Source organism: Oerskovia sp. NPDC057915 (genome assembly GCF_042887685.1).
Taxonomy (GTDB): Bacteria; Actinomycetota; Actinomycetes; order Actinomycetales; family Cellulomonadaceae; genus Oerskovia.
Genome location: NZ_JBHVOS010000005.1, coordinates 198,166 through 210,789, shown reverse-complemented (window position 1 = coordinate 210,789; position 12,624 = coordinate 198,166). Strand labels below are relative to the sequence as shown.

Annotated in this window: 9 protein-coding genes; 6 read left to right on the top strand and 3 right to left on the bottom strand. The window is 71.3% G+C overall.

Translation table 11 applies throughout. The features are described 5' to 3' along the window. Positions 1-65 precede the first annotated feature (65 nt). Positions 66-848 (bottom strand): type I methionyl aminopeptidase, encoded by a 783-nt coding sequence (map, locus tag ACFVQ3_RS05525; RefSeq protein WP_387636072.1) that lies wholly within the window; start codon positions 846-848, stop codon positions 66-68. Positions 849-1,083: 235 nt separating this feature from the next. Between map and ACFVQ3_RS05520 the strand changes: the two genes are divergently transcribed. From ACFVQ3_RS05520 to ACFVQ3_RS05500, 5 genes are all read left to right on the top strand, one after another. Next, a complete protein-coding gene (locus ACFVQ3_RS05520; protein ID WP_387636069.1) occupies positions 1,084-2,091 on the top strand; it encodes a LacI family DNA-binding transcriptional regulator in 1,008 nt (335 codons plus the stop codon). Between the two features lie 276 nt (positions 2,092-2,367). Continuing rightward, a complete protein-coding gene (locus ACFVQ3_RS05515; protein WP_387636066.1) occupies positions 2,368-3,756 on the top strand; it encodes an ABC transporter substrate-binding protein in 1,389 nt (462 codons plus the stop codon). Between the two features lie 180 nt (positions 3,757-3,936). Next, a complete protein-coding gene (locus tag ACFVQ3_RS05510; protein WP_387636063.1) occupies positions 3,937-4,926 on the top strand; it encodes a carbohydrate ABC transporter permease in 990 nt (329 codons plus the stop codon). After that, complete coding sequence (locus ACFVQ3_RS05505; protein ID WP_387636059.1) at positions 4,923-5,861, top strand: carbohydrate ABC transporter permease; 939 nt, start codon at positions 4,923-4,925, stop codon at positions 5,859-5,861. Before ACFVQ3_RS05510 ends, ACFVQ3_RS05505 begins: the two co-directional genes overlap by 4 nt. Positions 5,862-6,072: 211 nt before the next feature. After that, positions 6,073-6,933 (top strand): DMT family transporter, encoded by an 861-nt coding sequence (locus tag ACFVQ3_RS05500; RefSeq protein WP_387636056.1) that lies wholly within the window; start codon positions 6,073-6,075, stop codon positions 6,931-6,933. 33 nt (positions 6,934-6,966) lie between these two features. Here ACFVQ3_RS05500 and ACFVQ3_RS05495 read toward each other — a convergent pair whose 3' ends face one another. Together ACFVQ3_RS05495 and ACFVQ3_RS05490 are read right to left on the bottom strand one after the other, a co-directional pair. Continuing rightward, positions 6,967-7,614 carry a bacterial proteasome activator family protein gene (locus ACFVQ3_RS05495; RefSeq protein ID WP_387636053.1) on the bottom strand — a complete coding sequence of 216 codons (648 nt, stop codon included), beginning with the start codon at positions 7,612-7,614 and terminating at the stop codon, positions 6,967-6,969. A 45-nt stretch (positions 7,615-7,659) separates the two neighbouring features. Beyond that, positions 7,660-8,637 carry an NAD(P)H-quinone oxidoreductase gene (locus ACFVQ3_RS05490; protein WP_387636051.1) on the bottom strand — a complete coding sequence of 326 codons (978 nt, stop codon included), beginning with the start codon at positions 8,635-8,637 and terminating at the stop codon, positions 7,660-7,662. A gap of 222 nt (positions 8,638-8,859) precedes the next feature. On the opposite strand from ACFVQ3_RS05490, the gene ACFVQ3_RS05485 reads away from it, so the two are divergent. Continuing rightward, the gene (locus tag ACFVQ3_RS05485; RefSeq protein ID WP_387636048.1) at positions 8,860-12,615 is read left to right on the top strand and encodes an ATP-binding protein; all 3,756 of its coding nucleotides are present in this window, start codon (positions 8,860-8,862) and stop codon (positions 12,613-12,615) included. Positions 12,616-12,624: the final 9 nt, after the last annotated feature.

Below are 12,624 nucleotides of genomic sequence, written 5' to 3'. Positions count from 1 at the left end.
GAGGTAGACCTCCGGGAGGTCTACCTCACGCGCACGGGTCTACCTCGGCACCCAGGGAGCAACGCCTAGTCGCGCGCCGTCAGGACGAGCGGCCCGTCCTCCGTGATCGCGACGGTGTGCTCCGAGTGGGCGCCGCGCGAGCCGTCGGCGCTGCGCAGGGTCCAGCCGTCGGGGTCGGTGAAGATCTCGTCGGTCGTCTCCAGGAACCACGGCTCGATCGCGATCACGAGACCCGGCTTGAGCGGGAAGCCGCGGCCCTTGCGGCCGTCGTTGGGCACGTGCGGGTCGCCGTGCATGGTGCGTCCCACGCCGTGACCGCCGAAGTCGGTGTTGATCCGGTAGCCCGCCTCGCGTCCCACCGCGGCGATCGCGGCCGAGATGTCACCGACCTTGTTGCCCGGCCGCGCGGCTGCGATCCCTGCGGCGAGGGCGTCCTGGGTGGCGACGATGAGCTTCTGGTCGGCGGCACCCCGGTCGCCTGCCCGAGGGGTCCCGACGACGAACGAGAGCGCGCTGTCCGAGACCCAGCCGTCGACCGAGGCCGCGAAGTCGAGGCTCAGCAGGTCGCCGTCCTGGAGACGGTAGTCGTACGGCAGGCCGTGCAGGACGGCGTCGTTGACCGACGTGCAGATGACCTTGCCGAAGGGGCTCGCCCCGAACGACGGGTGGTAGTCGATGTAGCAGGACTCGGCGCCGCGCTCCTTGATCATGCGGTGGGCGAGCGCGTCGAGCTCGAGCAGGTTGACGCCGACCTTCGCGGCCGCGCCGACCTGCGTGAGGACGTCCGCGACGAAGCGGCCCGCCGGGCGCATCTGCTCGATCTCGCGGGGGGTCCTCAGCTCGATCATGGTGTTCCTTCCGGTGCGTGCGGGTAGGCGCCGGGCCGCCGCGGGAGGTCGCGGCGTCGTCCGGCCTGCTCCCAGGGTGTCACGGGAGGGTGCCCGGGGTGCAACCGTGGGGGACCTCGCAGGCCCGCGGGGCCAGCACGGTCCCACCTCGCGGGCCCGCAGGGCGCCCGGATCACCCCGGCCCGCCCGCGCCGTGAATCGCTTCTGCCTCGTGGACGGGGGAGAATCGCTCCTCGTGGCAGGAATTGACGACGTAGCGCAAGCGGCCGGTGTGTCGACGGCGACGGTCTCGCGCGCGCTGCGGGGACTGCCGAACGTGTCGGCCTCGACGCGGGCGCGCGTCCGGGCGGAGGCCGAGCGGCTGGGGTACGTCCCGTCGCCGTCGGCGGCGTCGCTCGCGACGGGCCGGACCCGGACGATCGGCGTGATCACGCCCTGGGTGAACCGGTGGTTCTTCGCGAACGTCATCGAGGGTGCGGAGCGCGCGCTGCGCTCGGTGGGCTACGACGTGCTGCTCTACACGTTCGAGGTGGACGACGGGCGCCCGCGCCGCAAGGTCGACCCGACGGTCCTGCGGCGCCGTGTCGACGGCACGCTCGTGGTCGGGCTCCCGCTCGAGGACGACGAGGTGGCCTCGCTCGTGGCGCTGGGGACGCCTCTGGCGTTCGTGGGCTCGGGGCCGGCGGACCAGGTCACGGTGCGCCTCGACGACGTGCGGACGGGTTCGCTCGCGACCCGTCACCTGCTGGACCTGGGGCACAGGGTCGTCGGGCACATCACGGGCCAGCCGGACCTGGTCTCCTCGTGGTCGCCCCCGGTCGAGCGGTCGACGGGGTACGAGCGCGCGCTCAGGAAGGCCGGCATCGAGCCGTCGCCGGACCTCGTGGTGAACGGCGGGTTCGACGTCGCGGGCGGGCGCTCGTCGACCAAGGAGCTCCTGCGGCGGCGCCCCGACGTCACGGCGATCTTCGCGGCGTCGGACGAGATGGCCATGGGGGCGATCCTTGCTGCGCGCGACCTGGGGCTGGACGTCCCGGGCGACCTGTCGGTGGTCGGGGTCGACGGGCACGACCTGGGCGAGCTCGTGGGGCTGACGACGATCGGTCAGGACGCCTACCAGCAGGGTGCTGACGCGTCGATGCTCCTGATGGAGATGATCAACGGTGCCCCGGTGCCGGAGAGCCTCACGTACCCGACGCACCTGGTCCGCCGGTCGTCGACGTCGCAGCCGCGTCGTCGGTGATCGTGCCGCGCCGGGCCACGCTTCGTGCGGCTGGGCCTCGGCTCCTGGCACGTCGACGGGCTTCCGCAGGTCACTTCGGGTGGGAGCGTGACCACGGTGAGCGGTTGCGAGGCGTCATGAGTAACGAAATCGTTACTCGCGAACAGGCCTCCTGCGCTTGCGCAACCAGGATGTAAACGCTTGCATTGCAGTGGGGCGGCCAAGTCGAGGGCGACGGGCCGCGACACCTGCGGGCCGACCGCGATGTCAGCACCACAACGTTGTGGAGGAAAGATCATGACCAGAAGCACCGTGTCACTCAAGCGCCGCGCGCTCGCGGCCGTCGCCGGTGGTGCGAGCCTCGCCATCGTGCTCACCGCCTGCAGCAGCGGCGGGAGCGGGGACGACGAGAGCTCCAGCGGAGGAGACGCATCCAGCATCGACTGCGCCCCCTACGAGGAGTTCGGCGACATCAGTGGGAAGACCGTCCACGTCTACACCTCGATCGTCGACCCCGAGGCCCAGACCCAGAAGGACTCCTACAAGCCGTTCGAGGACTGCACGGGCGTGACGATCGACTACGAGGGGTCCCGCGAGTTCGAGGCCCAGCTCCTCGTCCGCGTCAAGGCAGGCAACGCACCGGACATCGCCTACCTGCCGCAGCCCGGCCTCCTCCAGACGATCGTGAACGACACCGGCACCATCGTCCCGGCGCCGGACGCGACCGCGAAGAACGTCGACGAGAACTGGGAGGCCTCCTGGAAGGACTACGGCACGGTCGACGGCGTCTTCTACGCCGCCCCGCTCGGCGCCAACGTCAAGTCCTACGTCTGGTACTCCCCGTCGGCGTTCTCCGACGGTGGCTACGAGGTCCCCGAGACCTGGGACGACCTCATGGCCCTGTCCAAGCAGTACTCCGAGGACAACGACGGCGCGCTCCCCTGGTGCGCGGGGGTCGAGTCCGGTGACGCGACCGGCTGGCCGGGCACCGACTTCGTCGAGGACATGATGCTCCGCACCGCGGGCCCGGACGTCTACGACCAGTGGTACAAGCACGAGATCCCCTTCAACGACCCGCAGGTCGTCACGGCGTTCGACACCGCCGGCGAGGTCCTCAAGGACCCGGCCATGGTCAACGCAGGCCTCGGAGGCGTCGACTCGATCGCCACGACCCCGTGGACCGACGCGGGCTTCGGCCTGCTCGACGGGACGTGCTTCCTGCACCGCGCCGCGAACTTCTACCAGACCCAGTTCCCCGAGGGCACCGACGTGTCCAAGGAGGGCGACGTCTTCGCGTTCTACCTGCCCACCAACCAGACCGACATCAAGCCCGTCGAGGTCGGCGGCGAGTTCGTCGCCGCGTTCAACGACCGTCCCGAGGTCCAGGCCTTCCAGACGTACCTGTCGAGCGCCGAGTGGGCCAACGCCAAGGCCAAGGCCACGCCCGACGGCGGATGGGTCAGCGCCAACAAGGGGCTCGACCCGGAGAACCTCTCGACCGAGTTCGACAAGCTCTCGGCCGAGATCCTCGCCGACCCCCAGACCGTGAGCCGCTTCGACGCGTCCGACCTGATGCCGGGTGCCGTCGGTGCCGGGACGTTCTGGACGGGCATCGTCAACTGGCTCACCGGGGCCAGCACGCAGGAGGTCGTCGACCAGATCGAGGCGTCCTGGCCGGCCTCCTGACCGAGGACGCCCGCACCGAGGCGTGAGGAGCCGGGGCCCGTCGTCCACGCGACGGGCCCCGGCTCAGCACGTCCCCGCGGGTGGCCGAGCAGCAGCGCAGCACCCCACCCGCCCGGCCACGACCGCGGGTGACCGAACCGCCCCAGCCCGCCGCCGCCGTCGGGCAGACCGGAGGCCCCCATGGACTTCTTCACCTCACCGGAGACCACCGCCGAGAAGCTCGGCCTGATGGTCTTCGCGATGCTCCTGTTCGTCGTCGTGATGGGTGGCCTGCTCTTCGCGGTCGACAAGCCCAAACGTGTCCCGCGCTGGGTCGTGGTCCTCTGCTTCCTCGGGCCGGCCGTCCTCCTCGTGATCTTCGGCCTCGTCTACCCCGGGATCCTGACCATCCTCTCGTCGTTCAAGAACAGGACCGGGGCCGAGTGGGTCGGACTCGACAACTACGTCACGGCGTTCACCACGGACCAGTTCCAGATCGTCCTGCGCAACACCGCGATCTGGGTCATCCTCGTGCCGATCGTCTCGACGTTCATCGGCCTCGTGTACGCCGTGCTCGTCGACCGCACCCGGTTCGAGAAGGTCGCGAAGGCGCTCGTCTTCCTGCCCATGGCCATCTCCATGGTGGGCGCCTCGATCATCTGGAAGTTCGTCTACGAGTACCGCCCCGACCAGGCGAACATCAAGCAGACGGGCCTCCTCAACCAGCTGCTCGTGTGGATCGGCATCCCCCCGCAGCAGTTCCTCATCAACCAGCCGACCAACACCCTGTTCCTCATCGTGGTCATGGTCTGGATCCAGACCGGCTTCGCGATGACGATCCTGTCGGCCGCCATCAAGGCGATCCCCGACGACATCGTGGAGGCCGCGCGCCTCGACGGGCTCCACGGGATCGGCATGTTCCGGTACATCACCGTGCCCAGCATCCGCCCCGCGCTCGTCGTCGTCATCACGACCATCGCCATGGGCACGCTCAAGGTCTTCGACATCGTCCGGACCATGACGGGCGGCCAGTTCGGGACGTCGGTCGTGGCGAACGAGTTCTACACGCAGAGCTTCCGCCAGTCCAACGAAGGACTGGGAGCCGCGCTCGCGGTCATCCTGTTCGTCCTCGTCATCCCGATCGTGGTCTACAACGTCCGCCAGCTCCGCCTCTCCGAGGAGGTCCGATGACCGCCGTCCCGCCCACGCTGCCCGCCTCCGTCGACGCCGAGGCGTCCAAGGACATCCAGCGCGTCGGCAAGCTCTCGCGCGCCGAACGACGGGCCATCGCCGTCAAGGGCAGGCTGAGCTCTCCGTGGGCGTCGGGCCTCGCGATCATCATCGCGATCCTGTGGACGATCCCCTCGATCGGCCTCCTCGTCACGTCCTTCCGACCCGCCCTCGACATCCGTCGGTCCGGCTGGTGGACGACGCTCAGCGACCCGCAGTTCACGCTCGACAACTACGACGAGGTCCTGTTCGGGTCGGCCGACCTCGCGTCGTTCTTCGTGAACTCGATCGTCATCACCCTGCCCGCGGTCGTCATCCCCATCTCGATCGCGCTCCTCGCCGCCTACGCGTTCGCGTGGATCGACTTCAAGGGACGCAACCTGCTGTTCGTCGCGGTGTTCGCGCTGCAGATCGTGCCCATCCAGATCACGCTCATCCCGCTGCTCGCGGCCTACGTCGACGCCGACATCAACGGCTCGTTCTGGACCGTGTGGCTGTCCCACTCGATCTTCGCGCTGCCCCTCGCGATCTTCCTCCTGCACAACTTCATGAAGGAGATCCCGTCGTCCCTCATCGAGGCCGCCCGTATGGACGGCGCAGGGCACGTCAAGATCTTCTTCCAGGTCCTCATGCCGCTGCTCGTCCCGGCCATCGCATCGTTCGCGATCTTCCAGTTCCTGTGGGTGTGGAACGACCTCCTCGTCGGCCTCACGTTCGCCAACCAGGACTCGCGCCCCCTGACCGTCGCGGTCGCCGACCTCGCCGGCACCCGCGGCAACGCCTGGCACCTGCTCACCGCGGGCGCATTCGTGTCGATGATCGTGCCGCTCATCGTGTTCCTGGCGCTGCAGCGGTACTTCGTCCGGGGTCTCCTGGCGGGTTCCGTCAAGGGGTGAGGCACCCGCTCCGCCGTCGGGCGGGGAGGTGTCGGTCGTCCGACGGCGGGGCTCGGGTGCCGTCGTCGGGTCGCCGCGGCAGGGACGGCGTCGCGCGCCCGACGGCGTCGCCCGGCCGCCCGGACGGGTCCGGCTCCGCCTGTCCTGGGTGTCGCTCGGGCCGACGTAGGGTCGACTCGTGTCTTCGCGTCCCGGTCGTGCCCTCGGTAGCGTGGCGGGCCGGATCCCACCGCCTGCCCTCTTCGTCGTCTCGGGGCTGACCCAGTACCTCGGCGCCGCGATCGCCGTCGGGCTGTTCGCCGTCGTTGGGGCGCCCGAGGTCGCCTGGCTGCGCATCGTCGTCGCGGCCCTCCTGCTGCTCGCCTGGCGACGGCCGTGGCGGCAACGCTGGACCGGGCGCACGCTCGCGTGGGCCACGGTGTTCGGTGTGGCGCTCGCCGCGATGAACGTGACCTTCTACGTCGCGATCGACCACCTGCCCCTGGGGTCCGCGGTCGCGATCGAGTTCATCGGCCCCGTGGCCGTCGCGGCGATCACCGGGCGCGGCTGGCGCGAGCGCGGTGGCATCGCGGTCGCGGCCGTCGGCGTCGTGCTGCTCGCGGGCGTGACGCTGACGTCGGACCTCCCGCGTGAGGACGTCGTGATCGGGCTCGCCGCGATCGGCATCGCGGCGGCCTGCTGGGCCGCGTACATCCTGCTGGGGCGCCGCGTCGCGCTCGCCGGGTCCGGGGTCACGTCGCTGTCCGTGGCGATGACCGCGGGGGCGCTCGTGTTCGCGCCGTTCCTCGCACCGTCGTCGGGCGCGGTGCTCGACGACTGGCGGCTGCTGCTCGCGGTCGTCGGGATCGCGGTCTGCTCGTCCGTCGTGCCCTACGTGCTCGAGCAGCTCATCCTGCGGCGCGTCAGCGCGGCGACGTTCTCGGTGCTCCTCGCGATGCTGCCGGCGACCGCGGTGGTGATCGGCGCCGTCGTGCTCCAGCAGGTCCCCTCGTGGCTCGAGCTCGTCGGACTGCTGCTCGTCTCCGGCGCGATCGCCATGACCGCCCAGCGGACCGACCCGCCGCCCGCGTAGCCGTCTCCCGGCCGGGAGCGCCCGGAGAGGTCCTCAGAGGTACTGGCCGGGCGACGGGCGGGCATCGTCCCCCTCGCGCTGCGCGGGGTGCCCGGGCTGCCCCGGCATGCCGGGGACCGGGAGCGCCCCCGGGGGCAGCGCACGGCGGATCTGCGAGAGCTGCGCCTGCGCGGCCATCTGCTGCGCCACCAGGGCGGTCTGGATGCCGTGGAACAGTCCCTCGAGCCACCCCACGAGCTGTGCCTGCGCGACGCGCAGCTCGGCGTCGGACGGCACCGCGTCGTCGGAGAAGGGCAGCGAGATGCGGTGCAGCTCCGCGACGAGCTCGGGCGAGAGGCCCTCCTCGAGCTCCTTGAGCGACCGTTCGTGGATCTCGGCGAGCCGGCTGCGGGCCGCCTCGTCGAGCGGCGAGTCGCGGACCTCCTCGAGCAGCCGCTTGATCATGCCGCCGATGCGCATGACCTTCGCGGGCTCCTCGACGGCCGCGCCCGGGTCGCGCTCCTCGCTCGTCCTGTCCTGGCCGGCGTCGTCCTGCGACGGGACCTCGCTCCCGTCCGGGGCGACGACCGTGTACCCGCGCCTCGCCCCGTCGTCGGTGTCGGCGCCCTGCCCGTTCCCGCGCTCCGGGGCAGCGGGCTCGGACGGGTCGGGGGACAGGTCGCCGCGTGCGTCGTCGCTCATGGACCCAGTCTGTCCCGAACCGACCCTGCGCGCGACGGCCCGGGCTCACGGCACGAGCAGGACCTTGCCGAACACCTCGCCCGACTCCATGAGGCGGTGAGCGTCCGCCGCCCGCTCGAGCGGCAGCCGCGCGTGGACCACGGGCTGCACCTGCCCGTCCTCGATCAGGGGCCACACGTGCGTCAGCACGTCCTGGACGAGCCGGGCCTTCTCCTGCGCCGGGCGGGCGCGCAGCGTGGTCCCGGCGACCGACGCACGCTTCGCGAGCAGCATGCCCAGGTCGAGCTCGCCGCGACGGCCCTTCTGCAGCCCGATCACGACCAGCCGCCCGCCCGTGGCGAGCGCCCGCAGGTTGTCGCCCAGGTACGCCGCCCCGACGACGTCGAGCACCACGTCCGCGCCCGCACCGCCCGAGGACTCGCGCACCGCGGCGACGAAGTCCTGCGTCCGGTGGTCGACGGCGACGTCCGCTCCCAGCGTGAGGCAGCGGGCCACGCGCTCCGGTCCGCCGGCGGTCGTGACGACGCGTGCGCCGAGCGCCGCACCGACCTGCGTCGCGACCGACCCGACCCCTCCTGACCCGCCGTGCACGAGCAGCACCTCGCCGCGGGCGAGGCGGCCCACGTCGACCAGGTTGCTCCACGCCGTGCAGACCGCCTCGGGGAGGGCCGCGCCGTCGACGAGCGAGACGCCGTCCGGCAGGGGGAGCACCTGGGACGCGCGGACGCAGACCTTCTCCGCATAGCCGCCCCCGTCCAGGAGCGCGACGACCTCGTCGCCGACGTCCCATCCTGTGAGACGGGACCCGACGGACGAAATCACACCAGAAACCTCGAGACCCGGCCATACCGGCGCACCTGGTGGCGGAGGGTACTTTCCGGCGCGTTGTAGCAGGTCAGCAGGGTTCACGCCACTCGAGACGACGTCGATCAGCACCTCGTCCGGCCCCGGGACGGGGGCAGGGAGGTCGGACACGGTGAGTTCCCCTGGGCCACCCGGGGCGGCTATCGTGACGGCTCGCACGTGAAAGACACTACGACCTCGTCGACGAGGGCGGGTGTCGGGCCTCGTCGGAATCCTCCGCGAAGCCTCCGGCTTGCCCTGGATGACCGGATTAGGTCCCTGGGGCAAGTGCACCGATAGTTAGTACGCACGTCTGGCGAGTGGGGGATGGTCGCAGCCGACCGGACCTCACGACGATCCGCTGGTCACAGGGTATGGAGAGAGGTTCGTATGCTCCGCAGGTTGAGCGTTCGCGGGAAGATCCTTGCGGCACTCGCGCTGCCTGTCTTCGTCCTGTTCCTGGCCGCAACGGTCTTCTCGGTTCAGGCGATCAACGAGGCGCGCGTGGCCAACCAGACCGTCGCCCTGGTGGAGGCCTTCGCCTCCCAGGACGTCGCCGGGAAGGCCGTCGCCGCCGAGCGCGCCGCAGAGCTCCAGCGGGTGCGCGGCGTCGAGAACGCCGACGCGCTGGTCGAGGCGGCGCGCGCCGAGACCGACAAGGCGCTCGACCGACGTGACCGCATGTACGGCGACGTCAACATGTCCATGCTGGACCCCCGCGTGTCCCGAGCCGTCGACGCGACCGTCAAGGACCGCGCCGAGCTGGACGCGCTCCGCAAGAAGATCGACAACCAGACGATCCAGGAGCTCGGCTTCACGTCGTCGTACAACACCCTGATCGACGACGCGCTCGACGTGCCCCGCGTGCTGGCCGACACCGCGCAGGACCGTGGTCTGGCCCAGGTGCTCGACGCGTACGTCGCGTCGAACGTGCTCATGAGCCAGGTCGCGCTCGAGCTCCCGGTCGTCTCGTTCCTCTTCCAGGACATCGCCCAGGACCAGGCGAACGGCGGCCAGGTCAGCCCGGCGGTCCTGGACGACTCCCAGCGTGCCGCCCGACTCGTCAGCGAGGGGGAGACCAAGGCCGCAGCGGCCCGCAAGGCGGTGCGCGAGCTGCGCACCGGGCTCGCGATCCCGTCCCCGATCGGCTCCTACGTCAACCTGCGAAACTCGCTCGCGGCCAACGCCGCGGTCGGTGTGACGAACAAGGAGGACTGGGCCACGGCCTCCGCGAACGACCTCGCGAACATGACCCCGGTCCGTGACGAGGTCCGCAAGGACGCCGGCGAGACGGCGTCGGACATCGCGGCCGCGGCCGTGACGCGAGCCGTCCTGACCATCCTCGTGACCCTCGTCGCGTTCGGCGCCAGCATCCTCGTGGCCGGTGCCATCGCCCGTCAGATCGTGAACCCGCTGCGCCGCCTCACGAGCGCGGCCCAGGACGTCCGTGACCAGCTCCCGCGCATGGTCGAGCAGGTCTCGGTGCCCGGCCAGGGCCCGGGCATCAACATCCAGCCCATCACGGTCGAGTCGAGCGACGAGGTCGGACAGCTCGCGAACGCGTTCAACGACGTGAACTCCACGACGATCCAGGTGGCCCGCGAGCAGGCTGCTCTGCGTGGCTCGATCGCCGAGATGTTCGTCAACGTGGCTCGTCGCGACCAGGTGCTGCTCAACCGGCAGCTGGCGTTCCTCGACGACCTCGAGCGCTCCGAGGAAGACGCGAACACGCTGTCGAACCTCTTCCGCCTCGACCACCTCGCGACCCGTATGCGCCGCAACGCCGAGTCCCTCCTCGTGCTCGCGGGCATCGACTCGGGTCGTCGCGTCCGACAGCCCATGCCCGCCTCGGACGTCATCCGTACGGCGTCGTCCGAGATCGAGCTGTACGACCGCGTCCGGCTGAACCTCGTCGTCGACCCGCTGATGCTCGGGCACAACGCGCTCAACGCGGCCCACCTCATCGCCGAGCTCCTCGAGAACGCGACGATGTTCTCCGAGCCCCACACGCCGGTCGAGGTCAGCACCGCGCGCGACGAGCGGTTCGTCAAGATCATCATCCGCGACCACGGTCTGGGCATGACGCCCGAGGAGATCGTCGAGGCGAACCGCAAGGTCAACGCGCACGCCGCCTCGGACGTCGTGGGGTCGCAGCGACTGGGCCTGTACGTGGTCGGGCGCATCTCCGACCGCCTCGGCGCGAGCGTCACGTTCGAGCGCGCCCCCGAGGGTGCCGGCACCCTCGTCACGGTCAGCTTCCCCAACGTCCTCTTCGTGCCGGACTCGAACGTCCCGCTGCCGATGCCGACCGACCCGCTGGACAACCGCACGCAGGTCGCAGCCAACCAGCTCTCCGCGCCTCCCACGCAGCCGTCGGCCCCCGTCTACTCGGGCCCGGCCACGACCACGACCCCGCAGATCGACAACGACGCCCCCGTCGCCATCCCTGTCGACCTCGCGGCGCTGACCGACGGCGCGACCTCGACGGGCATGCCCCGTCGTCGTTCGCGCGGCATGGACCCTGCCGGGTCCGCGCCGAGCGCTTCCTTCGTCCCCGGTCCGCAGACCGGCTCGATCATCCTGCCGCCGCTCGCGACGCCGTCGCTCCCGCTCGACCTGCCGGCCGCTCCCGAGGCCTGGTCCCCGCCCGAGGGCGTGGCCTCCTCGGGCAGCTCGCTCCCGAGCCGGGCCCGTGCCGCGAGCCCTGCGGAGACCACCGGCGTCATGCCGCCCCTGCAGCCCCAGTCGGCCGAGATCCCCGTGCTCGACGTGAGCACGCGTTCGGCCATGTTCTCGAGCTTCCGCGCTCTCGGCGCGGCGGACACGTCCACGTCGGAGCAGCAGGCCGTCGAGCTCGACGCTGCGCCGGACGTGTCGGCGACCGACATCTCCGTCCCGGACTTCGTGCCCGACGACGGCACGTGGGCTCCGCAGTTCGCGATCGAGCCGCTCGGCGCGACCGAGGCACCGGCTCAGGTCGTCGAGGTGCCCGAGGCCGCGGCGCCGGTCGTGAGCGAGCCGACGTTCGTCGAGACCGCACCGGCGCCCGGGCTCCCGCAGCGCTCGGCGCCCGTGGTCAGCGAGTCGCAGGCCGTCGCGGCCCCCGTGTCCGAGCTCCCGCAGCGCTCGGCGCCGGCGCCGCAGGCCCCGGCGTACGAGGTTCCGACCGTCCCGGCCGACGCGTACCAGGCCCCGGTGCAGCAGCAGCCCTCGCAGGAGTACCGCGAGCCCCGGACCTACGCGGCGCAGCCGGTACAGGAGCAGCAGCAGGTCCAGCCGGTCCAGCAGCAGGCTCCCGCGGCGCAGGCCGCGCACGAGCCGGAGGCCCGGGAGGAGATCCCGGAGGAGCTGTCGTTCGAGGCGCTCCCCAGGTTCGAGGACCTCATGGCCGACCTGCCGACGCGCAGGTCGCTGCGAGAGAGCCAGGCGCGCAAGCGCGGCATCTTCAACCGTCGACCCCGTACGGGCGCCATGCCCGTCGTGACTCCCTCGGCCGCGGCGCTCGCGTCGCAGCCGGCCGGCGGCGTGCCGCCCACGCAGCAGCCGGCGGCCTTCCAGCAGCCCGCGCCCGTCCAGCAGCCTGCTCCGGTCCAGCAGCCGGCCGCCTACCAGCAGCCCGCCGCGCCGACCGCGTTCGCTCCGCCGACCGCGTTCGCCCCGCCGCAGGCCCCCGCCCCGGCTCCGACGGTGGGCCACGAGCACGCGGGTGCACCGGCCGGTTCGACGCCGCTCGTGCGTCGTCCCGCCCCTGAGCCGATCGAGCCGCTGGAACCTGGCTACGTGTCCGACTCGGTCGAGGCGCGCTCGGACTGGATCGCCTCCGCGGTCCTCTACGAGGAGATGTCGACCCTGCTGCGCAACGGCCCGGAGGTCCAGGGCAAGGCGTACGCCGACTCCGCGGGGACGTACAGCCCCCAGGAGCGTACGGACGTGACGAGCTCGGGCCTGACTCGTCGGGCTCGGACCGTGAACCGCGAGGAGTACGTCGACCGGTTCACGGCGAAGATCGATCGGGACCCGGAGCAGCTGCGGGCACGCCTCGCAGCCTTCCAGTCGGCGACCGCACGGGGACGGGTCGAGGCCGACGACGAGACAGGTTCGACGGAACGTGCCTCGCACGGCAATGATGTCCCCGACTCAGCGCCGCAGTCGCGGTGACGTACAGCA